5 protein-coding genes are annotated in these 25,947 nt (G+C 73.4%); all 5 read right to left on the bottom strand.

The genetic code is table 11. The features are described from left to right. Nucleotides 1–21: 21 nt before the first annotated feature. Entirely contained in the window at nucleotides 22–924 is a 903-nt protein-coding gene (locus TU31_RS09645) for an FG-GAP repeat domain-containing protein (protein WP_042152192.1), read from the bottom strand. A 55-nt stretch (nucleotides 925–979) separates the two neighbouring features. After that, entirely contained in the window at nucleotides 980–4,075 is a 3,096-nt protein-coding gene (locus TU31_RS09640; RefSeq protein WP_045867304.1) for a non-ribosomal peptide synthetase, read from the bottom strand. Between the two features lie 36 nt (nucleotides 4,076–4,111). Next, nucleotides 4,112–4,897 carry a hypothetical protein gene (locus TU31_RS09635; RefSeq protein ID WP_042152185.1) on the bottom strand — a complete coding sequence of 262 codons (786 nt, stop codon included), beginning with the start codon at nucleotides 4,895–4,897 and terminating at the stop codon, nucleotides 4,112–4,114. Between the two features lie 199 nt (nucleotides 4,898–5,096). Then, on the bottom strand, nucleotides 5,097–14,897 hold the full coding sequence (locus tag TU31_RS09630; RefSeq protein ID WP_442267807.1) for a type I polyketide synthase: 9,801 nt from the start codon (nucleotides 14,895–14,897) through the stop codon (nucleotides 5,097–5,099). A 33-nt stretch (nucleotides 14,898–14,930) separates the two neighbouring features. After that, nucleotides 14,931–25,919: a type I polyketide synthase gene (locus TU31_RS09625; RefSeq protein ID WP_042152179.1), complete on the bottom strand. Its 10,989-nt coding sequence runs from the start codon at nucleotides 25,917–25,919 to the stop codon at nucleotides 14,931–14,933. Nucleotides 25,920–25,947: the final 28 nt, after the last annotated feature.

The following is a 25,947-nucleotide window of genomic DNA, read 5'->3' as shown; positions in this document are numbered from 1 at the left end:
CTCCGACCGAGGGCCTGTGGATCAGGTGAGCGTGTGGTACTCCGCGCAGTCCTGGAGGACGGCGACCGGGGGGTGGAAGGTGTTCATCGGCTTCTTCCGGTCGAACGTGCCGGAGTGCGCGTACGCCACCAGGACGCCGTCCCGCTGCCGGACCAACAGATCGGGGTTGCCGTCCAGGTCGATATCGGTCACCGCGAGCGCGTCCTCCAGCGGGTTCCAGTCCGCGCCGAGGTTGCCGACGGTGTACCAGGTGCCCTGACCGGCTCCGTCGCCGAGGAAGCCGTCCGGTCCGGGCGGGAACTCGTAGACGCACAGATCGCCGTTGTCGCGCAGGATCAGCAGATCGAGCCGGCCGGTGCCGGTCACATCGGCCATCCCGAAGGGGAAGTCGGTGGGCTCGGTGACGGTCAGCCGCTGCGGCGTCTTGTCGAAGGTGTCGTTCTCCACCACGTTGCCGGTGTTGCGGAACCAGTCCACATGACCGAGTTCGCTCTCCCGGCCGAAGGTGTCGTCCTTGCCGTCCCCGCTGACGTCGGCGACGCCGATGCTCTCCCAGATCCGGCCGTCGTCGCGGCGGCCGGACATCCGGATCGGCTCGCTCAGGGTGTTCAGGCCGTTGAGCCCGCCCTTGTTCTCGTAGAGGTAGACCCCGTGCGGATGCTCGGTGTTGACCGATTCCTCGCTGCCGGCGAGCACACTGGCCAGTCCGTTGCCGCGGATGTCGATGGTCCGGATGATGAGGTGCTTCTCCCAGTGGAAGTCCTCACCGATCTTGACCGGGTCGAGAAAGGTGCGGGTGCCGTCGAACTTTCCGCTGTGCGGGAAGACCAGCAGTTCACCACTGGTGTCGTGGCGAACCAGCAGATCCCGCTTTCCGTCGCCGTTGAAGGATTTGCAATGGCCGTTCATGATCATCGCCGGCATGTCTCAACTCTCCTCGTCAGCCGATCTTGTGCCTGGTGGCGCGGGTACCTGGGGATCAGTCGGTACCGGGATCCACCCCGCGGGACCGCAGGAACGCGGCGAGCCCCAGGGGGGTGGGCAGTGCGAAGAACTCGGCGAGTCGGATCTCCGCTCCGAAGGACTCCTGGATCCGCTGCACCAGCAGCGCGGCGAGCAGTGAATGCCCGCCCAGGACGAAGAAGTTCGCATCGGCGGTGACGTCCTCCCGGCCGAGCAGCTCGCGGAACAGCGAGAGCAGCGCGTCGACCAGGGCGTCCTCGTGGTGTTCCGCCGCCGCACCGTGGCCGGCCGCGGCGCGGCGGGCGGTGGCCAGCCGGGTGAGGTGAGGGTAGTCCACCTTCTCGTTGGCGTTGGTGGGGAGTTCATCGGTGAGTACGAAGTCGTGCGGCACCGCGGACGAGGGCAGCTTCGCCCTGGCGTGTTCCCACAGCCGCTCGGCGAGGCCCTCGGTGGGGTGGGCCACCACGAAGGCCACCAGCACGGCGTCCGCACTGAGATCGCCGACGGTGACCACGGCGGCGTCGGTCACCTCGGGGTGCTCCCGCAACACCGCCTCGATCTCGGCGAGTTCCAGGCGGTTGCCACGGAGTTTGATCTGTCGGTCCACCCGGCCGAGCACCTCCAGTGTTCCGTTGTCCCGCCAGCGGGCCAGGTCTCCGGTGCGGTAGAAGCGCCCGTACTCGGGGTGCTCGCCGAACCGTTCGGCGGTGAGTTCCGGGCGGTTGTGGTAGCCGATCGCGACTCCGGCGCCCGCGAGGCACAGTTCGCCGTGCACACCGAGCGGGAGTTCCCGGCCGGCCGGATCCCGTACGAAGGCGGTGGTGTTCCGCAGCGGGGTGCCGGCGTGCACCGCCCCGTCACCGGCGTCGAGCCGGCCCGCGGTGGACCAGATGGTGGTCTCGGTGGGGCCGTAGACATTGCGGACCTCACCGGCGGTCTCCAGCAGTCGCGCTGCCAGGTCGGCGGGGAGCGCCTCGCCGCCGCACAGCACCCGCCGGCCGGCCAGGTGGTCGCCCACCTGATCGAGCACGGTCCGCCAGGTGGTGGGGGTGGCCTGCACGATGCCCACGTCGTGCCGGACCAGCAGGTCCCTCAGCACGCTGCCGTTCACCCGGGCCTCGTCGGGGGCGACGGCCAGCCGTCCGCCGGAGGTCAGCGGGAGGAACAGCTCCAGCGCGGAGATGTCGAAGGCGAAGGTGGTCATCCAGAGCGTGGTATCGCCGGGGCCGGGCGCGAGCTCGTCGAGGAAGTGCCGGACGAGGTTGGCCAGGTTGCCGTGCGAGACCTTGGTGCCCTTGGGGCGGCCGGTGGAACCGGAGGTGTAGATGAGATACGCGCAGGAGGCGGGGTCCGGGGCCGCCGGGAGGCCGGTGGTCCCGCCCTCCGCGGTGCGGAGACCGGCCATGTCCAGGCGGGGGGTGCCGTCGGGCAGGGTGACCGTGTCGCCGGCCAGTACGGCACGGGCGCCGGAATCCGAGAGCTGGTAGGCGATCCGGTCCGCGGGGTGGTCGGGGTCGACCGGGAGGTAGGCGCCGCCGGCCAGCCAGACGCCCAGGGCCGCGGCGGCGAGTTCGGGTCCGCGGCGGGCGGCCACGGCGACCACATCGCCCTCGCTCACCCCGGAGGCGGTCAGCAGCGCCCGGGTGTCCGTGGCCGCCTGCCACAGCTCGGCGTAGGTCACGTTCCGGTCGCCGTGCACGACGGCGACCGCGTCCGGGGCGGCGGCCGCCCGTTCGGCGACGGTGCGCAGCACGGAGGGGGTCGGCGCGTCGGTGGCGGTGCGGTTGGCCGCGGCGATGACCGTACGGTCCTGCTCCGACCACGAGGACAGTTCGCCGACCGGCCGGTCCGGTTCGGCGCCGGCCGCGACCAGCAGTGCGTCATAGCGCTGGAGAAGGAGTGCGACATCGGCGCGGCGGTGGGACTCCACCCCGTACAGCGCCTCGACGGTGATGCGGTCCGGCTCCGAGAGGATGTCGAATTCGAGGTTCATCCGGCTGTAGCCGTTGCGGACCATCAGGGCCCGCGCCGGGAGGCCGCCGATGGTCGTCTCCGCGGACAGCCCGCCCGGCAGGTAGTTGAACATATGCCGGAACAGCGTGGTGCTCCATGCGGAGTTGACCCGCGGGATCTCCGGCAGCAGCAGGTCCACATGCACATCGACATGGGAGACCGCCTCCAGGAACACGTCCCGGGCCTGTCGCACCAGCGCGCGGAAGCTCTGTGCCGGGTCGGTCCGGACGCGCAGCGCCAGGATGTTCACGTAGTAGCCGATGGCACCGGCGGCCTGCTGCCCGCGGATGTCGGCGGGCGAGCCGATCACGATGTCCGGCCCGGCGCCGTGCTGGGCGAGCAGCAGATAGTAGGCGGCGAGCAGGATGACGGGTTCGGAGGCCCGCAGTTCCCTGCGCAGCCGGCGGACGACGTCCCGGGCCTCGTCGGAGAGGTCGTGCGCGACGGTGGCCCCCTTCAGGGTGGTCTCCGCACTCCCCTGCCGGTCCATCCACAGATCCAGCGCGCCGGCGTCGAAGCCGCTCAGATGGTCGCGCCAGAACTGGAAGCTCTCCGGCCGGGGTTCGTCGGCGGCGACCGCCGCGACCGGCACGATCGCCTCGCCGGAGAGGTCCTCCCCGGCGAGGACCGCGTCGTAGAGCCGGGTGAGCTCACCCATCACGATCTGCGCGGACGCCACATCGAACACCAGGTGGTGGGCCACGACGCAGAGCACATCGCCCTCGGGCGCCTCGACCTGGCAGATCCGCAGCATGGGCCGGCCGTTGAACTTGAACGGGCGGGCGGCGAGCGCGGTGAGATCGTCCGCCAGCCCGTCCGCCGTCGACCGGCTCACCTCGATGTCGATCGGGGCGTCCTGCGGGGCCAGGATCGCCTTGCGCAGCCCGGCGCCCTCGTCATGGAAGACGGTGCGCAGCACCTCGTGCTTGCGCAGGAGCCGGGCGGCGGCCTCGCGCAGTGCCGTGGTCCGCAGCCGGCCCGCCACCTGGATGGCGGCCGGGATGTTGTTCACCCCGCTGTCCGGGACCAGCTTGTCGAGCAGCCACAACGCCTCCTCTTTCTGACTGGCCCGGGAGAGGGGCGTACTCATGGGCTGCATGCGCGAGTTCCTTTCGACGTGCTGGGGTGAGGGCCGTCAGCTCAGCAGGCCGGTGACCGTGGTGGCGACGTCGGGCGTGCGCAGCAGATCGGCGTGCTCGACGGGGAAGCGGATCTCCTTGGCCACCCGGTCGGCCCGGTCGGCTTCGGACAGCGGGTTGAGGCCACTGGTGGGGGTCGCGGAGGTCATCGCGGTCAGCGACTTCCAGCCGGCCGTCGGGTCGAGGTCACTGCCCCGTACGAAGAAGTGCAGGAACAGGCCGAAGGTGGCGACGAATTCCTCGCTGCGCTTGGCGTCCAGGCCGACCCGTGCGAAGGCCGCGCCGCCGACCTCCCGGAAGATCTCCAGCAGCCGCTCACCGAACTTCTTGATGTCGCCCTCGTCGGTCAGCGCCTGCCCCGCGGCCTGCTGGGCGTGCGCGATCTCCGCCGGCGTGAGCAGCCCCGACATCCCCTCCATGGTGGTCAGGAAGTGGTGACAGACCACATCACGCCGGGGCAGCTCGGGGTCGAAGCCGATGAGTGCGGGCGTCTCGCCCTGGCTGCGCCCGATGCGCTCGGCGAGCGCCGCCGCGTACACCGCTCCGACGCAGTAGCCCATGACGGCCCGGACCGGGCGGCCCTCCCGGAGCACGTCCGCCGCCCAGCGTTCGACGTAGTCGGCGCCGGTCATTCCGGCGTCCTCCTCCGGGGCGGGCGGCAGTGTCTCCCAGAGCGAGAATTGCGGATGGGCGAGCGCGACGAATTCCGGAAAGCCTGCCTGCGGCCTTCCGGTCACCGCGAAATCGACCGCGAGTACCAGATCCTTTCCGTCCGAAGTCAACGATTTCCACGAGCCGGGAACTGCCATGTGGATTCACTCTCCGAGCTGAGCGTGTCGGTGCACGCAGCGTATGGGCCGTCCCATCAACCGGAACACCCCTAAGGAACCCCTTAGTACCCCGAACCGGCCCAGGGGGAAGGCCGGTTCGCCGGACGGGACGGGCCCGTCCGGCGAGGACCTGAACAACACCCGGGCGGTGTCAGGCGAGTTCGGATTCCAGGAACTCGACGACCGCGTTGGGGGTCGGATAATCGTAGACAAGCGCAGCGGGCAGCGACAGTCCGGTGATGCGGTTCAGTGCATTACGGAATTCGACCGCGGACAGCGAATTGAAGCCGGCATCGAGGAAATCGAGGTCCGGTTCGACCGCCGCGGCGCTTTCATGTCCCAGTGCCCGGGCCGCCACGCCGCGGGCGATTTCCAGCAGGGTCTCCTGCCGGCCCGCCGCGTCCAGCTCCTTCAGATAGGCCCGCAGTGCCTCCGGGTCCACCTCGTCGCCGGTCTCCGCCGCGGGCTCCTGGGCGGGCCGTCGCACCTCGGGCAGAGCACGCAGCAGCGAACCGGTCCGGGTGACGGCGAGTTCCGCCCAGTCCGCCTCGGCGACGGTGACGGACTGCTCGCCGCACTCGACCGCCCGGACGAACACGCTCTCCGGGGAGAGCGCACCGTCCCAGCAGAGCACGGTTCCGCTGAGCCCCTCGGCCCGGCGCCGGCGCACCAGCTCCTCGCGGTACGCGCCCGCCGCGGTGACCGCGGCCCGCGACGGATCGCCCCAGGTGCTCGCCGCCGGGGCGAGCAGCACGAACGCGGCGGCGTCGCGGGCGAGTTCGTGCAGCATCTCGGACTCGTGCACGGCCCGCTCCAGCACCTGGCCGAACTGCGCGACGGTGGCGGAGCCGACCGGCTGGTCCTCGGCGCTGCCGATGCCGTGCACGACGGTGCTCAGCGGATGCTCCGCGGGGACGCGGCCCAGCAGCCGGGCCACCGCCTCGCGGTCCGTCAGTGCCTCGTCGATGACGGTCACCGGGACGCCGAGGGACTCCCCGGCGAGCGCCGGCGGCACCAGCAGATGCGCGGCGCCGTTGCGGGCCAGCCAACGGGCGACCGGCGCCCCGGCGGCGCCCAGTTCACCGGCGAGCAACGCGGTGCCCGTGGGACGCCAGGGCCGGTGGGCGGCGCCGCGGCCCGCGTGGCCGAGCCGGCGGGCGAACACCCCGGAGGGGCGCAGGGCGAGCTCGTCCTCGCCGTCGGCATCGGCCAGCAGCTGGGCCAGCCAGGCTCCTTGGCGGGCGTCCAAGGTCTCCGGGAGATCGATCAGGCCGCCCCGGTGTCCGGGCCGGGCCGCGGCGACCGCCCGGCCGAGACCCCACACCAGCGCCGCTGCCGTCCCGGCCGTACGGCCCGTACGGGTCAGCGAGACCGCGCCCCGGGTCAGGGACCACAGCGGTGCTCCCGGCGCCGCCTCGTCGAGCGCCTGGCTCAGTGCCATGGTTCCGGCCACGCCGGACGGTACCGAGGGGTGCTCCGGATGCGGCTGCTCGTCCAGCGCCCACAGGGAGACCACCCCGGCGATGCCCGCCGGGAGTCCGGCGAGCAGCCCGGTCAGCCGTTCCCGGCCGGCGTCCGCACCGGTCACGGTGAGCTGTCGCACCTCGGCGCCGTGCGCCCGCAGCGCCTCGGCGACCGACCGTGCGCAGTCGCCCTCCAGGTGCTGCTCCGGGACGAGCAGCGCCCAGGTGCCGGACAGTTCGGCGGTGGGCAGTTCGCTCACCGCGTGCCAGTCGGCCCGGTAGCGCGTGCCGTCCACCGCGGACTCGCCGCGGCGGAGGGCGGACAGGGCCGGCAGCAGCGCGCCGATCGGCTGGTTCTCGTCGAGGTCCAGGGTGCGCAGCAGTGCGCCGAGGTCCTCCCGTTCCACCAGCTCCCAGAAGCGGGACTCGACCGGGTCCGATGCGTCCGGCCGGCCTTCACCGGACGGGCCGTCGGCCTCGGGCCAGTACCGCTGCCGCTGGAAGGCGTAGGTGGGGAGGGCGACCCGGCGGCCACCGCCGCACAGCGGGAGCCAGTCCACCGTGGCGCCGCGGACATAGGCACCGGCCAGGGCCTGGAGCAGCGCTTCGTCCTCCGCCCGGTCCTTGCGCAGCGCGGGCAGGAACTCCCCGCCGGGCAGGCTCTCCTGGCCCATGGCGCTGAGTACGCCGCCGGGGCCGAGTTCGAGGAAAGTGTCCAGCCCCTCGGTGTGCAGCGCCTGCATGCCGTCGTGGAAGCGCACGGCTTCCCGGACGTGCCGGACCCAGTAACCGGGGTCGCGCAACTGGTCCGGCTCGGCGAGCCGGCCGGTCAGGTTGGAGACCACGGGGATGCCCGGTTCGGCGTAGGTCAGGCTTTCGGCGACGGTGCGGAACTCGTCCAGCACGGGGCCCATCAGCGGCGAGTGGAACGCATGGCTGACCCGGAGCTGTTTGGTGCGGTACCCCTTGTCCGCCAGGGTCGCGGCGAGTTCGGTCACCGCGGCCTCGGCGCCGGAGAGCACCACGGCCTCCGGCCCGTTCACCGCGGCGATGCTCACCTGGCCGGAGAGCAGCGGAAGGACCACGTCCTCAGGGGCCCGTACGGCGATCATCACGCCGCCGGCGGGCAGGCTCTGCATGAGTCTGCCGCGGGCAGCGACCAGCTTCGCCGCGTCCGCCAGCGACCAGACACCCGCGAGATGGGCCGCGGTGACCTCACCGATGGAGTGTCCCAGCAGGGCGTCCGGGACCACGCCGAGGGATTCCACCAGCCGGAACAGTGCGACCTCGACGGCGAACAGCGCGGCCTGGGCGTACTGCGTCTGGTCCAGCAGGGCCGCCTCGGGGGTACCCGGTCCGGCCCACACCACCTCGCGCAACGGCCGGGGCAGCAGTGCGTCGAATGCCGCGCACACCTCGTCCCAGGCCCGGGCGAACACCGGGTGGGCCGCGTGGAGTTCCCGGCCCATCCCGAGCCGCTGGGCACCCTGACCGGTGAAGAGCATCCCGATCCGGCCCTCCCCGGCGACCCCGGAGACCGCACCCGCCGGGTGCGTCCCCGCGGCCAGCGCCCGGGCGCCGGTGAGCAGTGCCGCGCGGTCCCCGACCAGCACGGCGCGGTGCCGTAGCGCGGACCGGGTCGACACCAGGGAGAAGCCCACGTCCACCGGGTCCGGGTCGCCCTCGGCGAGGGCGGCCAGCCGTCCGGCCTGGGCCCGCAGGGCCTGGGCCGAGTGCGCGGAGAGCACCCACGGCAGCACCGCGGGAGCCGGCCCGGTGCCGGCGGCGGCCGGGGTACGGGCCGCCGAGGGCTGTTCCAGGATCAGATGCGCGTTGGTGCCGCTGATCCCGAACGAGGAGACCGCGGCCCGCCTGGGCTGCCCGGTCTCCGGCCACTCGCGGGCCTCGGTGAGCAGCTCCACCGCGCCGGACTCCCAGTCCACGTGGGTGGAGGGCCGGTCCACATGCAGCGTCCGGGGCAGTACGCCGTGCTGCATGGCGAGGACCATCTTCATCACCCCGGCCACACCGGCCGCGGCCTGGGTGTGCCCGATGTTGGACTTGATCGAGCCGAGCCACATCGGGTGGTCCTCGGGCCGGTCCTGTCCGTACGTCGCCAGCAGGGCCTGTGCCTCGATGGGGTCACCGAGGGTGGTGCCCGTGCCGTGTGCCTCCACCGCGTCGATCTGGTCGGCGTTCAGCCGGGCGTTGGCCAGGGCCTGGCGGATCAGCCGCTGCTGGGACGGGCCGTTCGGCGCGGTCATCCCGTTGGAGGCGCCGTCCTGGTTGACCGCCGACCCCCGCACCACGGCGAGGACCGGGTGCCCGTTGCGCACCGCGTCGGACAGCCGCTCGACGAGCAGGACGCCCGCGCCCTCGGCCCAGCCGGCGCCGTCGGCCGCGTCCGCGAAGGACTTGCACCGGCCGTCCGGGGCGAGCCCGCGCTGCCGGGAGAAGTCGATGAAGGTGCCCGGAGTCGCCATCACCGACACCCCGCCGGCCAGGGCGAGGGAGCACTCCCCCTGCCGCAGGGCCTGTACCGCGAGATGCAGGGCGACCAGCGAGGACGAACAGGCCGTGTCCACGGTGACCGCGGGGCCCTCCAGGCCGAAGGTGTAGGAGATCCGGCCGGAGACGGCGCCACCCGCGACGCCGACGCCCACATAGCCGTCGAGCTGTTCGGACGCGGCGGTCAGCATGCCGTAGTCGTTGTACATCACCCCGGCGAACACCCCGGTGCCACTGCCCTTCAGCGTCGCCGGGTCGATCCCGGCGCGTTCGAAGGTCTCCCAGGAGGTCTCCAGCAGCAGCCGCTGCTGCGGGTCCATCGCCAGGGCCTCCTTCGGGCTGATCCCGAAGAAGCCGGCGTCGAACCGCGCCGCGTCGTAGAGGAATCCTCCCTCGGTGCAGTAACTGGTGCCCGGGTGGTCCGGGTCCGGGTCGAAGAGGCGCTCCATGTCCCAGCCCCGGTCCGCGGGGAAGGCGGACACCGCGTCCGTGCCGCTGGTCAGCAGCTGCCACAGCTTCTCCGGTGAATCGACGCCACCGGGGTAGCGACAGCTCATCCCGATGATCGCGATCGGCTCATCGGCGCGGACGGCGGCCGGTGCACCGGTCGCGGTGCCGGCGGCCGCGCCCAGCAGTTCGTCCCGGACGAACCCGGCGAGCTCCAGCGGGGTCGGATAGTCGAACACCAGGGTCGCGGGCAGCCGGAGGCCGACCGCCGCGCCGAGCCGGTTGCGGAGCTCGACCGCGGTCAGCGAGTCAAAGCCGATCTCCTTGAACGGCCGGGTGGATTCCACGGCTTGGGGACCGGCGTAGCCGAGCACGGCCGCGACCTGGGCGCGGACCAGATCGAGCAGGGTGCGGTCCCGTTCCGCCGCGGACATCCCGGTCAGACGCTCGCGCAGTTCGGAGGTGGCGGCGGCGCCGCCGTCCACCTGCCGTCGGCCGGGCGTCCGGACCAGGCCGCGCAGCAGCTCGGGCACCATCCCGGAACCGGCCTGCTGCCGCAGTGCGGCCAGGTCGAGCCGCGCGGGGACCAGCAGCGCGTCCCCCGCGGCGCGCGCCGCGTCGAACAGCGCGACGCCCTGCTCCGTGGACAGTCCGGTCATGCCGGAGCGGGACATCCGGGCGAGCGCGGCCTCGTCCAGTGCCTCGGTCAGTCCGCTCGTCTCCGTCCAGCGGCCCCAGGCCAGGGAGAGCGCGGGAAGCCCGGCGGCCCGCCGGTGTGCGGCGAGGGCGTCGACGAAGGCGTTGGCGGCGGCGTAGTTCGCCTGCCCGGAGCCGCCGAGGACACCGGCGGCGGAGGAGAACACCACGAAGGCCGCCAGGTCGAGGTCCCGGGTCAGCTCGTGCAGATGCCAGGCGGCGTCCACCTTGGGCCGCATCACGGCGTCCAGGCGCTCCTGGTTCAGCGACTCCAGCACCCCGTCGTCCAGGGTGCCGGCGGCGCTGATCACGCCGGTCAGCGGGCGGTCGGCGGGGATGGCGGCGAGCAGTTCGCGCAGCGCCGTACGGTCGGCCGCGTCACAGGCGGCGATCTCCACCTCGGCGCCGAGTTCCCGCAGTTCGGCCGTCAGCGCGGCCGCACCCTTGGCGGTGTGGCCACTGCGGCTGGTCAGCAGGAGGTGCCGGACGCCGTGCTCGGTCACCAGATGACGGGCGAACAGCGCGCCCAGGGTTCCGGTGCCGCCGGTGATCAGGACGGTGCCGCCGGGGGTGAACTCGGGTGCGGGGGCGGCGGATACGGCCATCCTTGCCAGTCGCGGCAGCCGGATCTCACCGGATCGCAGGGCGAGCTGGTCCGCGCCGAGGGCCAGTGCGGCGGGCAGGACGCGGGCAGAGGTCTCCAGCCCGTCGGTGTCCAGGAGGACGAACCGGCCTGGGTGTTCGGACTGGGCGGTGCGCAGCAGGCCCCAGACCGGGGCGTGCACCAGATCCGTCAGGTCCGCCCCGGGCTCGGTCGCCACCGCGCCCTGGGTGGCGATCACCAGCCGGGTGTCGGCGAACCGCTCCTCGGCCAGCCAGTCCTGGGCGAGTTGGAGCAGACGGCCGGTCGCCTCCCTGACCGCCGCGGTGACCTCGGGCGCCTCCGGCGGAACGCAGGAGACGAGCACGGCGTCGGGCACCGGCGCACCGGCGTCCATGGCACGGAGCAGCGCGGCCAGTTCCGGGTACTCGTCGACCCGGGAGCCGGCCGCTTCGAGTGCCGCGCGGTGGTCCGGCCCGGCCGCGCCGAGCAGGGCGACCGTGCCGGCGGGGACCTCCGCCGGGACCGGCGCCGGGGTCCAGTCGACCCGGAAGAGCGCGTCGTGGAAGGTGGGGCCGGTTCCGTCGAGAGTCTCGGAGGTCAGCTGACGCAGCATCAGGGAGGCCACCGAGGCGACCGGGGCTCCGGTGGCGTCCGCGACGGTCACCGAGAGCGCGTTCGGGCCCGTCGGGGACAGCCGCACCCGCACGGTGCCGGCGCCCGCGGCGTGCAGGCGCACCCCGGACCAGGCGAACGGCAGCCACGGCCGGTCCCCGCTCCCGTCCTCGACGAACCCGCCGAGGGCGAGCGGGTGCAGGGCCGCGTCCAGCAGCGCGGGATGCAGTCCGAACGCGGCGCCCTCGTCCTCGGCCGCCTCGGGCAGCGCGACCTCGGCGAACAGTTCGCCGCCGCGCCGCCACACCGCGCGCAGGCCCTGGAACACCGGGCCGTAGGACAGTCCGGTGCCCTCGAACCGTTCGTAGAGGCCGTCGCACTCGACGGGTTCGGCCCCCTCGGGCGGCCAGGACTCCGCGCGCGGGCCGACGGCGCCCGCACCGGTGGCGAGGGTGCCGGTGGCGTGGGTGGTCCAGGGCTCCTCGTCGGGTGCGTCCTCCGGCCGGGAGCGCACACTCAGCTCACGGCGGCCGGCGGCGTCGGGCCCGCCGACGGCGAGCTGGAGCCGGATGCCGCCCCGGTCGGGCAGTACCAGCGGGGCCGCGAGGGTGAGTTCCTCCAGGACCTCGCAGCCGACCTCGTCTCCGGCGCGTACGGCCAGTTCCACGAACGCGGTGCCGGGCAGGACCGGCCGCCCGGCGACCACATGGTCGGCCAGCCAGGCGTGGGTGGACAGCGACAGCCGCCCGGTGAACAGCACACCTTCGTCATCGGCCAGGGTCACCACGGCGCCGAGCAGCGGGTGGCGGGCGGCGCTCAGCCCGAAGCCGGCGGCGTCACCGGCCGCGGTCAGCGTGCCCTTCGGCCAGTACCGCTGCCGCTCGAAGGCGTACGTCGGCAAGGCGACCGTCCCGTGCGCGGCCCCGGCGAACACGGCGGCCCAGTCCGGGCTCTGCCCGTGGGCATGCACCTGGCCGAGCGAGGTGAGGAACCGGGCCACGCCACCCTCGTCGCGCCGCAGCGAACCGGTGACCAGCGCGGATCCGCCGGCCGCCTCGATGGTGTCCTGCACGCCGAGCGCGAGCACGGGGTGTGCGCTGACCTCGATCAGGGTGCCGTAGCCGGCGTCGAGCAGACCGCGGACGGCAGGCTCGAACAGCACGGTCTGCCGCAGACTGCGGTACCAGTAGTCCGCGTCCATGGTCGTGGTGTCCAGCCAGTCCCCGGTGAGCGTGGAGTACACCGGGATGTCGGCGGCCCGCGGGCGGACCGGTGCGAGCACCTCCAGCAGCCGTTCCCGGATCTGCTCCACCTGGGCCGAGTGCGAGGCGTAGTCCACCTCGATCCGGCGGGCGCGCACCCCGTCGGCCTCGCAGCCGTCCAACAGCTCCTGCAGGGCCTGCGGTTCACCGGAGACGACCACCGAGGCCGGCCCGTTGACCGCGGCGACGGACAGCCGCTCGCCCCAGGCCCGCAGCCGCTCCTCGACCTGGTCCAGCGGCAGCGGAACGGACACCATGCCGCCGTGGCCGGCCAGTTCGATCAGGGTCTTGCTGCGCAGGGCGACCACCCGGGCCGCGTCCTCCAGGGACAGCGCCCCGGCCACACAGGCGGCGGCGATCTCGCCCTGGCTGTGCCCGACCACGGCGGAGGGGGTGACACCGCAGGACTGCCACAGCGCGGCCAGTGAGACCATCACCGCCCACAGCGCGGGCTGCACCACATCCACCCGGTCGAAGCCCGGTGCGCCCTTGGCGCCCCGCAGTACGTCGGTCAGCGACCAGTCGGTGAACGCCGACAGCGCGGTCTCGCACTCCCGTATCCGGGCGGCGAACACCGGGGCGGTGTCGAGCAGTTCCACGGCCATGCCGGCCCACTGCGATCCCTGGCCGGGGAAGAGGAAGGCGACCTTGCCCCGGCTGCCGGCGATACCTTCCACCAGGTTCCCGGCGGGTTCACCGTGTTCCAGGGCGGTCAGCCCGCCGAGCAGCTCCGTGTGGTCCGCGCCGACCACGACCGCCCGGTGTTCCAGAGCGGCCCGGGTGGTGGCCAGGGAGTATCCGACGGTGGCCGGGTCCAGCTCCGGCCGGTCCGCCACGAAGGCCCGGAGCCGGGCAGCCTGTGCCCGCAGCGCCCCGGCGGTCGCACCGGACAGGATCCAGGGCACGGTGCCGGTCGCGGCCAGGCCCGGGGTCCGGGCCGGGGCCTCCTCGGCGGCCGGGGGGACGGCCTCGGCGGCGGGGGCTTCCTCCAGGATGAGGTGCACATTGGTGCCGCTGATGCCGAACGAGGACACCCCGGCGCGCCGCGGATGGTCGGCGCTCTCCCACGGCTTGGCCTCGGTGAGCAGTTCCACCGCGCCGGACTCCCAGTCCACATGCGGGGTGGGCGCGTCCACGTGCAGGGTCTTCGGCAGCACCCGGTGGCGCAGCGCCATGACCATCTTGATCACACCGGCGATACCGGCGGCCTGCTGGGCGTGCCCGATGTTGGACTTGACCGAGCCGAGCCACAGCGGCCGTTCCCCGGTCCGTGCCTTGCCGTACGTGGCGAGCAGCGCCTGCGCCTCGATGGGGTCACCGAGGGTGGTGCCGGTGCCGTGCGCCTCGACCGCGTCGACCTGGGCCGCGGTGATGCCCGCGTTCTCCAGGGCCCGGCGGATGACCCGTATCTGGGACGGCCCGTTGGGCGCGGTCAGGCCGTTCGAGGCGCCGTCCTGGTTCACCGCGGAACCGCGCAGCACCGCGAGCACCGGATGCCCGTTGCGGAGCGCGTCGGAGAGCCGCTCGACGAGCACCACCCCGACGCCCTCCGCCCAGCCGGTGCCGTCGGCGCCGGCCGCGAAGGCCTTGCAGCGGCCGTCCGGGGACAGTCCGCGCTGCCGGGAGAAGCTGGTGAACACCCCGGGGGTGCCCATCACCGTGACCCCGCCGGCCAGCGCCAGGGAGCACTCCCCCTGCCGTAGTGCCTGGGCCGCCATGTGCAGGGCGACCAGCGAGGACGAACAGGCGGTGTCCACGGTCACCGCGGGGCCCTCGAAGCCGAAGGAGTACGAGACCCGGCCGGACAGCACGCTGCTGGCCACGCCGGTCATCGTGTAGCCCTCGGACGCGTCCGGGAGCTGCTGGATCACCGGGACGTACTCGGCGCCGCTGGCACCGAAGAAGACCCCGGTATCGCTGCCCCGCACACTGGACGGGTCGATCCGCGCGTCTTCGAAGGCCGCCCAGGCGGCTTCCAGGACCACCCGCTGCTGGGGGTCCATGGCGAGCGCCTCGCGCGGGCTGATGCCGAAGAACGCGGCGTCGAAGTCGATCGCGTCGTAGACGAAGCCGCCTTGTTTCACATAGCTCTTGCCGGATTTCTCCGGGTCGGCGTCGTACAGCTCGTCGGTGTCCCAGCCGCGGTCGGCGGGGAAGTCGGAGATCGGGTCCCCACCGGCGGCGACCAGATCCCAGAGCTGCTCCGGGTTGGCCGCCCCCGGGTAGCGGCAGTTCATGCCGATGATCGCGAGCGGCTGCCGGCCCTTCTCCTCGGCCTCGCGCAGGCGCTGCCGGGTGTCGTGCAGATCAGCCGCGACCCGCTTGAGATAGTCGACCAGCTTCTCTTCATCCGCCATCAGGCGCGCCTTCCTTGTCGGTCTCCGGCTTGTGCATCAGGAGAGTCCGAGTTCGTCGTTGATGAACGCGAAGACCTCGTCGGTGCTCGCCGCTTGGAGCCTGTCCTTGACATCGGTCGGGCCGGCCGTGGACCGCCGGTCCTCCCAGGCTTTGGTGAGGGCCTGCAACCGGCTGGTGATGGAGGCTCCGGCGCCCTCGTCCGGGGAGAGCGCGGCGAGGGCGCTCTCCAGCCGTTCGAGTTCGCCGAGCACCACGGCGGCCGGATCGGCGGCCTCGGGGGCCAGCGTCTCCTTGAGATGCGCCGCCAGCACCTCCGCGTTGGGGTAGTCGAACACCAGCGTGGCGGGCAGCCGGAGCCCGGCGGCCCCGTTCAGCCGGTTGCGGAACTCGACCGCGGTCAGCGAGTCGAAGCCCATCTCGTTGAACGCCCGGCCCGGTTCCACCGCGGCCGGCGAGCCGTGGCCGAGGACGGCCGCGGCCTGTTCCCGGACGAAGTCCAGCAGGACGCCGTCGATCTCCTCGGCGGTCAGGCCGGTCAGCCGCTGGGCGAAGTCGTCCGCCGAGCGGGTGGCCGCCGCCACCGTCCGCCGGGCGGGCGTCCGCACCAGCCCGCGCAGCAGTGGGGGTACGGCCTCGGCGGGGGCGCCGCGGAACACCGAGACGTCCAGCCGGGCCGGCAGCATCGCCGGTTCGTCGGCCCGCAGTGCCGCGTCGAAGAGCGTCATGCCCTCTTCCGTGGACAGCGGGGGCATTCCGGCCCGGCTCATCCGCCGGACATCGGCCTCACCGAGGTGCCGGGTGATGCCGCTGGTCTCCGTCCACAGGCCCCAGGCCAGCGCGGTGGCGGGCAGGCCGTTGGCGCGCCGGTAGGCGGCCAGCGCGTCCAGGAACACATTCGCCGCCGCGTAGTTGCCCTGCCCGGCGCCGCCGAAGGTGCCGGCGGCGGCGGAGTACAGGACGAAGGCGGCGAGGTCCTGGCCGGCGGTGAGCTCGTGCAGATTCACCGCGGCGTCCACCTTGGGCCGCAGCACCGTGTCGAGCCGTTCCGGGGTCAGCGAGCCGATCACACCGTCGTCCAGGACTCCGGCGGTGTGCACCACCGCGGTCAGCGGACGGTCGGCGGGGATGCCGGCGAGCAGTTCGCGCAGCGCCGTACGGTCGGCCGCGTCGCAGGCCGCGATCTCCACCTCGGCGCCGAGTGCGCGCAGTTCGCTCTCCAGCTCCGGTGCGCCGTCCGCCGACCGGCCGGTGCGGCTGGTCAACAGGAGGTGCCGGACGCCGTGTTCGCGCACCAGGCGCCGGGCGGCCAGTCCGCCGAGGGTGCCGGTGCCGCCGGTGACGAGGACCGTGCCCCCTTCGTCGAGGGTCTCCGGCATGGTCAGCACGATCTTGCCGGTGTGCCGGGCCTTGGCGAGGTACCGGAAGGCGTCCGGAGCCCGTCGCACATCCCAGGTGGTGACCGGGATCGGCCGCAGCGCACCGGTGTCGAGCAGGCGCACCACCTCCCGCAGGACCTCGCCGACCCGCTGCGGACCGGCGCCCATCATCAGGTCGAAGGCCTGGTACTCCACACCGGGGTAGGCGGCCGCGACCTCCTCGGGGGTGCGCACATCGGTCTTGCCCATTTCCAGGAACCGGCCGCCGCGGGGCAGCAGCCGCAGCGAGGCGTCCACGAACTCGCGGGCCAGCGCGTCCAGGACGACATCCATTCCGCGGCCGCCGGTGGTGCGGCGGAACTTCTCCTCGAAGTCGAGGTCACGGGAGGAGGCGATGTGCTCCTCGTCGAGACCGCTCGCGCGCAGGGTGTCCCACTTTCCGGTGCTGGCCGTGCCGAAGACCTCCGCGCCGAGGTGCTGTGCCAGCTGTACGGCGGCCATGCCGACACCGCCGGCCGCGTTGTGCACCAGCACCGACTCCCCGGCCTGGAGTCCGCCGAGTTCCACCAGGCCGTAGTAGGCGGTGGAGAAGACGATGGGCACCGAGGCGGCCCGGACGTAGGACCAGTCGTCGGGGATCCGCGCCAGCATCCGGCTGTCGGTGATGGCCACCGGGCCGAACGCGCCGGCGAACATGCCGATCACGCGGTCACCGGGGGCGAAGGCGGTGACCTCGGGGCCGACTTCGAGGACGACGCCGGCCGCCTCGATGCCCATGGCCGCCTTCTCCGGGTACATCCCGAGGGCGATCATGACGTCGCGGAAGTTCAGCCCGGCCGCGCGCACCCCGATCCGGACCTCGCCGGGGACCAGGGCACGGTCCGCGTCCGAGGGCACCAGCGCGAGGTTGTCGAACGTACCGGAGCTGGTGACATCCAGCTTCCAGGCCGGGCCCCGGGCCGGTGGCACCAGCGTGCCGCCGGAGGCCAGCGACGCCAGTCGCGGTGTCCGCAACTCGCCAGCACGCACGGCCAGTTGGGGTTCTCCGGAGCCGAGCGCCGCGGCGAGCGCGTCCGGGCCGCCCGAACCGTCCGAGTCGAGCAGGACGATCCGCTCCGGGTTCTCCGACTGCGCGGACCGGAGCAGGCCCCAGACCGGGGCGGCGGCGAGATCCGCGATGCCCTCGTCGGCGTGCACCGCGACCGCGCCGCGGGTGACCACGGCCAGTGTCGTGTTCTCCAGGCGGTCGTCGGCCAGCCACTCCCGGGCCAGCTTCAGCATTTGGCCGCTCAACTCCCGTACCGCATCGGAGAGTTCGTCGACACCGGTGTCGCCGACGCAGGGGACGAGTACCACCTCAGGCGCCGGGGTGCCACTGTCGAGCGCGGCGGTCAGCGCGGCCAGGTCGGCGTACCGAACGGCCTTCTCCGGTGCCTCGTCGAGCGTTCCGAGGGTCGCCCAGGTCGTGGTGCCGGCGGGCTCGGCGGCGACCGTCGGCCAGTCGATCCGGTACAGCGAGTCGGGCAGGGACGGCGCCGCGACCGTGGCGGCCGGGTCCTGCCTGCGCAGGACCAGGGACTCCACGGTGGCGACCGGCGCGTTCGTCTCGTCCGCTGCGGCCACCGAGACGGCGTCCGTACCGGCCGGTGCGATCCGCACCCGCAAGGTGGCGGCGCCGGCCGCGTGCAGCGTCAGACCGCTCCAGGCGAACGGGAGCCGGGCGCCCCCTTCGTCGGTGAAGAAGGAGCCCAGCCCGGCCGCGTGCAGCGCGGCGTCCAGCAGGGCGGGATGCAGCCCGAAGGAACCGGCGTCCTCGGCCGCCGCCTCGGGCAGTGCGACCTCGGCGAAGACCTCCTGGCCACGCCGCCAGGCCGCCCGCAGGCCCTGGAAGACCGGGCCGTAGTTCATGCCGGCCTCGGCCAGCCGCGGGTAGTAGTCCGCGGTGTCGACGGGCTCGGCGCCGGCCGGGGGCCAGGCCGTTTCGGCGAACGCGCCGGTGGCGCCGGCGAGAGCCAGGACACCGGTGGCGTGCTGGGTCCAGTCCTCCTGCCCGGCGGCGTCCGACTCCGGCTGGGAGTGCACGCTCAGCGCGCGCCGGCCGTCCTCGTCCGCGGCACCGACCACGACCTGGAGCCGGACCGCGCCCCGTGCGGGCAGCGCCAGGGGCGCCGCCAGCGTCAGTTCCTCCAGCAGACCGCAGCCGACCTCGTCACCGGCGCGGATCGCCATCTCGACGAACGCGGTGCCGGGCAGCAGGACCAGGTCGCCGATGGCGTGGTCGGCGAGCCAGGGGTGGCTGTGGGTGCCGATCCGCCCGGTGAACAGGACCTCGTCGGATCCGGCCACCGCGACGGCGGCGCCGAGCAGCGGATGGCCGGCGGCGCCCAGTCCGGCGGCGGTGACATCACCGGCCGTGCCGGACGGCCGCGGCCAGTACCGCTCGCCCTGGAAGGCGTAGGTGGGCAGGTCCACCCGCCGCGCACCGCGTCCGGAAAAGAAGGCCGTCCAGTCGACCGGGACGCCCCGCAGCCGCAGCCGGGCCAGCGCGGTCACCGCGGCCCCGTCCTCGGCGCGGTCCCGGCGCAGTGTCGGCACCAGCACGGTGTCCTCGCCGGTCACACACTCCTGGCCCATGCCGGACAGCACGCCGTCCGGGCCGACTTCGAGGAAGGTCCGCACCCCGGCGGCCTCCAGGGCGCGCACCCCGTCGCAGAACCGCACCGCACCGCGGACATGGCCGACCCAGTAGTCCGGCGAGCAGGCCTCCTCCGCGGTGAGCGGCCGGCCGGTCACGTTGGACACGATCTCCATCCGCGGTGCCCGGAAGGTCAGCCCGGCCACGGTCTCCCGGAAGGCGTCCAGCATCGGTTCCATCAGCGGGGAGTGGAAGGCATGGCTGACGGCCAGGCGCTTGGTGGTGACCCCCGCGGCGGCGAGGGTTGCCGCGACCTCCAGTACGGCCTTCTCCGCTCCCGAGATGACCACGGAGGCGGGGCCGTTCACGGCCGCGATACCGACCTCGTGCTCGCGCCCGGCGAGCAGTGCGGTGACCTCGTCCTCGGTGGTGCGGACCGACACCATGGCACCCTCGGCGGGCAGTTCCTGCATCAGCCGGCCGCGCGCGGCGACCAGGGCACAGGCGTCCGGCAGCGACCACACCCCGGCCACATGGGCCGCGACCACTTCACCGATGGAGTGGCCGACCAGCCGGTCGGGGCGGACGCCCCAGGACTCCAGCAGCCGGTACAGGGCGACCTCGACCGCGAACAGGGCGGCCTGGGTGTACTGAGTGTGGTCCAGTAACGCGGCGTCCGGGGAGCCGGGTTCGGCCCAGACGATCTCCCGGAGCGGGCGGGGCAGCCACCGGTCCAGTTCGGCGGCGGCCTCGTCGAAGGCCTGCGCGAAGACCGGGTAACGGCGGTGGAGTCCGGCGCCCATGCCGACCCGCTGAGCGCCCTGGCCGGTGAACATCACCGCGAGCGCACCGGTGGTGGCCGTGCCGGTCACCACCTCGGCCCCGGCGGCACCGGAGGCGAGCGACGCCAGTCCGCGCCGGAGGTCGTCGAGGTCCGTGCCGATCACCGCGGCCCGGTGCTCGAAAGCCGACCGGGAGGTGAGCAGCGACCAGGCGAGGTCGCCGGGCGCGGGGTCCGGGACGGTCGTGAGGTGCTCCGCGAGCCGTGCGGCCTGGGCGGCCAGCGCCTGCGGGGTCTTGCCGGAGAGCACCCACGGCAACGGGCCGTCCGCCACCGCGTCGTCCACGGGAGGCGCCGGAAGGTCCGGTGCCTGCTCCAGGATCAGATGGGCGTTGGTGCCGCTGAAGCCGAAGGAGGACACCCCGGCCCGCCGGGGCCGGTCCAGTTCGGGCCAGGCCCGGGGCGCGGTGACCAGTTCCACCGCGCCGCTGGACCAGTCCACATGGGTCGAGGGCGCGTCCACGTGCAGGGTCTGCGGCAGCAGCCCGTGCCGCATGGCGAGCACCATCTTGATCACGCCGGCGACCCCGGCGGCGGCCTGGGTGTGCCCGATGTTCGACTTCACCGAACCGAGCCACAGCGGCCGGTCGACGTCACGCTCCGCCCCGTACGTGCTGAGCAGGGCCTGAGCCTCGATGGGGTCGCCGAGGCGGGTGCCGGTGCCGTGCGCCTCCACCGCGTCCACCTCGGACGCCTGGAGACCGGCGGCGGTGAGGGCCTGCCGGATCACCCGGGCCTGGGAGGGCCCGTTGGGCGCGGTCAGGCCGTTCGAGGCACCGTCCTGGTTGATCGCGGAGCCCCGGACCACGGCGAGCACCGGATGGCCGTTGCGCACCGCGTCGGAGAGCCGCTCGACGAGCAGGACACCGACGCCCTCACCCCAGTTGGTGCCGTCGGCACCCTCGGCGAAGGCCTTGCACCGGCCATCGGGGGCGAGTCCGCGCAGCCGGCTGAACTCGATGAAGGACCCGGGGGTGGTCATCAGCGTCACCCCGCCGGCCAAGGCCAGCGAGCACTCCCCCGACCGCAGGGCGGCGGCCGCGAGATGCAGCGCCACCAGCGAGGAGGAGCAGGCGCTGTCGATGGTCATCGTGGGGCCTTCGAGACCGAGGGCGTAGGCGACCCGGCCGGACATCACGCTGTAGCTGGTGCCGGTGCCCAGGAACCCGTCGGGCCCCTGTCCGGCGCCGGCCAGGACGCTCATGTAGTCGTTGCCGTTGGCGCCGACGAACACGCCGGTGTCGGTGCCGTGCACGGTCGCCGGGTCGATCCCGGCGGCCTCGATGGCCTCCCAGGCCACTTCGAGCAGCAGCCGCTGCTGCGGGTCCATCGAGATCGCCTCACGCGGGCTGATCTCGAAGAAGTCGGCGTCGAATTCGGCCAGGCCGTCGATGAACCCGCCGTGCCGCACATAGCTGGCGCCGGCCTGGTCGGGGTCGCTGTCGTACATCCCCTCGGTGTCCCAGCCCCGGTCGGCGGGGAACGGGGTGATCCCGTCCCGCCCCTCGGCCAGGAGCTGCCACAGCTGCTCCGGGGTGCGTACCCCGCCGGGCAGCCGGCAGCCCATGCCGACGATGGCGATGGGCTCGTCGGACGCCGCGACGGTGGCCGGGGTGACCGACGGGGTGCCGGCGGAGTCCGTGATCTCGTCCCGCAGATGGCGGACGAGGACCGCCGGGGTCGGATAGTCGAAGATCATCGTGGCCGGCAGGGTCAGCCCCGACGCCGTGGTGAGCCGGTTGCGGAACTCCACCGCGCTCAGCGAGTCGAAGCCCAGATCCTTGAACGCCCGTGCCGGATCGACGAGTTCGGGGCTGTCGTAGCCGAGGACGTCCGCTATCTGGGTGCGGACGAAGTCCAGCAGTGCCTTGTCCCGGTCGGCGTCGGTCAGCCCGGCGAGCTCCCGGCGCAGCGCCGAATCGGCGACCGCCGGGCCGTCACCCCCGCTCAGCAGGCCGCGTGCCTCGGGCACCCCGGCGAACAGCGGGCTCGGCCGGGCGAAGGTGAAGCCGGGGATGAACCGGTCCCAGTCGACATCGGCGACGGTCAGACAGGTCTCGTCCTGGCCGAGCGCCGCGGCCAGCGCGCTGATGGCCAGTTCCGGCGCCATCGCGGGCAGTCCGCGCTGACGGAGCTGGTCCTGTACGGCGGCGTCCTCCGCGAGGCCTCCCCCTCCCCAGGGGGCCCAGGCCACCGAGGTGGCGGTGAGTCCGCGGGCCCGGCGCTGTTCGGCGAGGGCGTCGAGGTAGGCGTTGGCCGCGCCGTAACCGGCCTGGCCGCCGCTGCCCCAGATCCCGGCGACGGAGGAGAACAGCACAAAGGCGTCCAGCTGCCGGTCCCCGAGGAGGGCGTCCAGATGGGCCGCACCGGCGACCTTGGAGGCGAGGACCCCGTCGAGGTCCGCTGCGCCGAGCTCGGTGACCGGCACGACCGGACCGCCGGTGCCGGCGATGTGCAGCACCGCCGAGGGGGGTTCGGGCAGGCCGTCGAGCAGCCGGGCGAGGCTTTCCCGGTCGGCCACGTCGCAGGCGGCGAGGGTGACCCGGGCACCCAACTCGGTGAGTTCCGCGGCGAGTTCGGTGCTGCCGGGGGCGTCCGGGCCGCGGCGGCTGGTGAGCACCAGGTGCTCGGCCCCGTTGGCGGCGAGCCAGCGGGCGGACGCGGCGCCCAGCGCGCCGGTACCGCCGGTGATCAGCACGGTGCCGCGGGGCTTCCAGGGTGCGGCGTCCCGGTCGAGGCGGGCGCGGACCAGCCGGCGGGCGAACACCCCGGCCGGCCTGATCGCGAGCTGGTCCTCGTCTCCGGCGCCGCCGAGGACGGCGCAGAGCCGGGCCGCGGCGGTCCGGTCCAGTTCGGCGGGCAGGTCGATGAGTCCGCCCCAGCGGTCGGACTGTTCCAGGGCGACGGTCCGGCCGAGCCCCCATACCTGGGCGAGGTCCGGCTCCCGCAGCGGGTCCGCCGCGCCGGTCGACACCGCCCCGCTGGTGACACACCACAGGGGCGCGCCGATACCCGCGTCGCCCAGTGCCTGTACCAGGGCCAGGGCGTCGGTGACCGTGGGCCGGGCCAGTACTCCGGCGATCTCGCCGTCGAGTGCCGCCAGGGCGGTGGCGAGTTCCTCGCGGCCGCCGCCGAGGGCAAGACGTACCACGTGGGCGCCGTGCGCGGTGAGTGCCTCCGCGACGGGGTCGTCCTCGTCCGGTCCGGCGAGGAGCCAGGTGCCGTGGAGCGCGGCGGCCCCGGTCGGCACCGGCTTCCAGGAGATCCGGTAGGCCCACTTGTCCACCGTGGACTCGTGCTCCTGACGCCGGCGCCAGGCGGACAGCGCCGGCAGGATCGCGCCGAGCGGCTGGTCCTCGTCCAGCTCCAGGGTGTGCAGCAGTTCGGGGAGGTCCTCGCGGGCGACCAGGTCCCAGAACCGGGCGTCGTCCGCGGCGGCCGGACGGTCCGGCTCGCCCATGACCTCCGCTTCGTCCAGCCAGTACCGCCGCCGCTGGAAGGGATAGGTGGGCAGATCGACCCGCCGGGCTCCGGTGAGCAGCGGGTTCCAGTCCACGGTGGCGCCACGGGCATACGCCCCGCCCACCGCCTCCAGCAGTGCCACCGGCTCGGTGCGGTTCTCGCGCAGGGCGGGCAGGAACCGGACGGTGTCGTGACCGGGCAGGCAGTCCTGGCCCATGGCGGAGAGCACCCCGCCGGGCCCGAGTTCGAGGAAGGTGGTCACACCGTCGGCGTGCCCGGCGAGCAGGCCGTCGTGGAAGCGCACCGCCTCGCGGACGTGCCGCACCCAGTACTCGGGGTCGCACAGTTCCCGGGCGGTGGCGAGCCGTCCGGTCACGTTGGACACCACGGGCATCCGGGGCTCGGCGTAGGTGATGCCCTTCGCGACCGCGCGGAAGGCGTCGAGCATGGGTTCCATCAGCGGTGAGTGGAAGGCATGGCTGACCCGCAGCCGCTTCACCTTGCGGCCGCGCGACGACAGTTCCGCGGCGATCCGGCCGACCGCGTCCTCGGCGCCGGACAGCACCACGGACTCGGGCCCGTTGACGGCCGCGAGACCGACCTGGTCCTCGCCCGCCAGCAGGGGGCGGACCTCGTCCTCGGTGGCTCGTACCGACACCATGGCGCCGCCGGAGGAGAGTTCCTGCATCAGCCGGCCACGGGCCGCCACCAGGGTGGCGGCGTCCGGCAGTGACCACACTCCGGCCACATGGGCGGCGGTGACCTCACCGATGGAGTGGCCCATCAGGAGGTCCGGTGCCAGACCCCAGGATTCGGTGAGCCGGTAGAGCGCGACTTCAAGGGCGAACAGGGCGGCCTGGGTGTACTGCGTCTGGTCGAGGAGTTCGCTCGCGCCGTGCACGACCTCGCGCAGCGGCTTCGGCAGCCGGCCGTCGAACGCGGCACAGACCTCGTCGAAGGCGCGGGCGAACACCGGGTACGTCGCATACAGTTCCCGGCCCATCCCGGGCCGCTGGGAGCCCTGCCCGGTGAACAGCACACCGAGCTTGCCGTCGGCGACGACATCGGCGACCACTCCGGCCGGGCGCCGTCCGGCGGCCAGCCCGCGGGCGGCGGACAGCAGTCCGTCCCGGTCGGCGCCGAGGACCACCGCGCGGTGTTCCAGCGCGGAGCGGGTGTTGACCAGCGACCAGCCGATGTCCGCCGGCGTGGTCTCCGGCCGGCCCTCGGCGAACGACGCGATCCGGCCGGCCTGCGCGGCGAGCGCCTCTTCGGAACGGGCGGACAGCACCCAGGGCACCGGCCCGGCGGTCGGCAACGGCTCCGCGGCGGACTCCGCCCCGGCCGCGGCGTCGGTCCCGACGGCTGCCACCGCTTCGGCCTGCTCCAGCACCACATGCGCATTGGTGCCGCTGAACCCGAAGGAGGACACCGCGGCCCGCCGGGGCTGCCCGGTCCGCGGCCACTCCCGGGCGTCGGTGAGCAGCTCCACCGCACCGGCGGTCCAGTCCACATGGGTGGAGGGCCGGTCCACATGCAGCGTCTTGGGCAGCACGCCGTGCCGCATGGCCAGCACCATCTTCATGATGCCGGCGACCCCGGCGGCGGCCTGGGTGTGCCCGATGTTCGACTTGACCGAGCCGAGCCACAGCGGCCGCTCCCGGTCCTGCCCGTACGACGCCAGCAGCGCCTGCGCCTCGATGGGGTCACCGAGGGTGGTACCGGTGCCATGCGCCTCGACCGCGTCGATCTGGCCGGGAGCCAGTCCCGCGTTGACCAGGGCCTGTTCGATGACCCGTTGCTGGGCGGGGCCGTTCGGGGCGCTCAGCCCGTTCGAGGCACCGTCGGAGTTCACCGCGGTACCGCGCACCACGGCCAGGACCGGGTGTCCGTTCCGCCGGGCGTCGGAGAGCTTCTCCACCAGCAGCACACCGGCACCCTCGGCCCAGCCGGTGCCGTCGGCCGCGTCCGCGAAGGACTTGCACCGGCCGTCCGCGGCCAGCCCGCGCTGCCGGGAGAACTCGATGAAGGTCCACGGGGTGGCCATCACGGTCACTCCGCCGACCAGGGCCAGCGAGCAGTCGCCCTTACGGAGGGCGTGTCCGGCCAGATGCAGCGCCACCAGCGACGACGAGCACGCGGTGTCCACGGTGATCGCGGGGCCCTCGAAACCGAAGTTGTAGGCGACCCGGCCGGAGAGCGCGGAACCGGAACTCGTGCTGCCGAAGTAGTCGTGGTACATGAGCCCGGCGAACACCCCGGTCCGGCTGCCACGGAGGCTCGCCGGATCGATCCCGGCCCGTTCCAGGGCCTCCCAGGAGGTCTCCAGGAGCAGCCGCTGCTGCGGGTCCACCGCGGCCGCGTCCTTGGGACTGATCCCGAAGAAGGCGGGGTCAAAGTCGGCCGCCTCGTGCAGGAAGCCGCCTTCCTTCGCGTACGACGTGCCCTCGGCCCGGCCCGTCGGGTCGTACAGACCCTCCGTGTCCCAGCCCCGGTCGACGGGGAATCCGGTGATTCCCTCGCCACCGGCGTCGAGCAGCCGCCACAGGTCCTCGGGCGAGGCCACCCCGCCCGGGAACCGGCAGCTCATGCCCACGATGGCGAGCGGTTCATGGCTCTTCTCCTGGGCGTCCTGAAGGCGTTGACGCGTCTCGTAGAGATCGGCCGTCATCCGCTTGAGGTACTCGCGGAGCTTCTCCTCATTCGCCATCTGCTGCGGCCCTCCAGGTGACGCCCGC

This window comes from Streptomyces lydicamycinicus, assembly GCF_000829715.2.
Lineage (GTDB): Bacteria > Actinomycetota > Actinomycetes > Streptomycetales > Streptomycetaceae > Streptomyces > Streptomyces lydicamycinicus.
The sequence above is the reverse complement of the archived record's forward strand: the minus strand, read 5'-3'. Positions and strand labels throughout refer to the sequence as shown.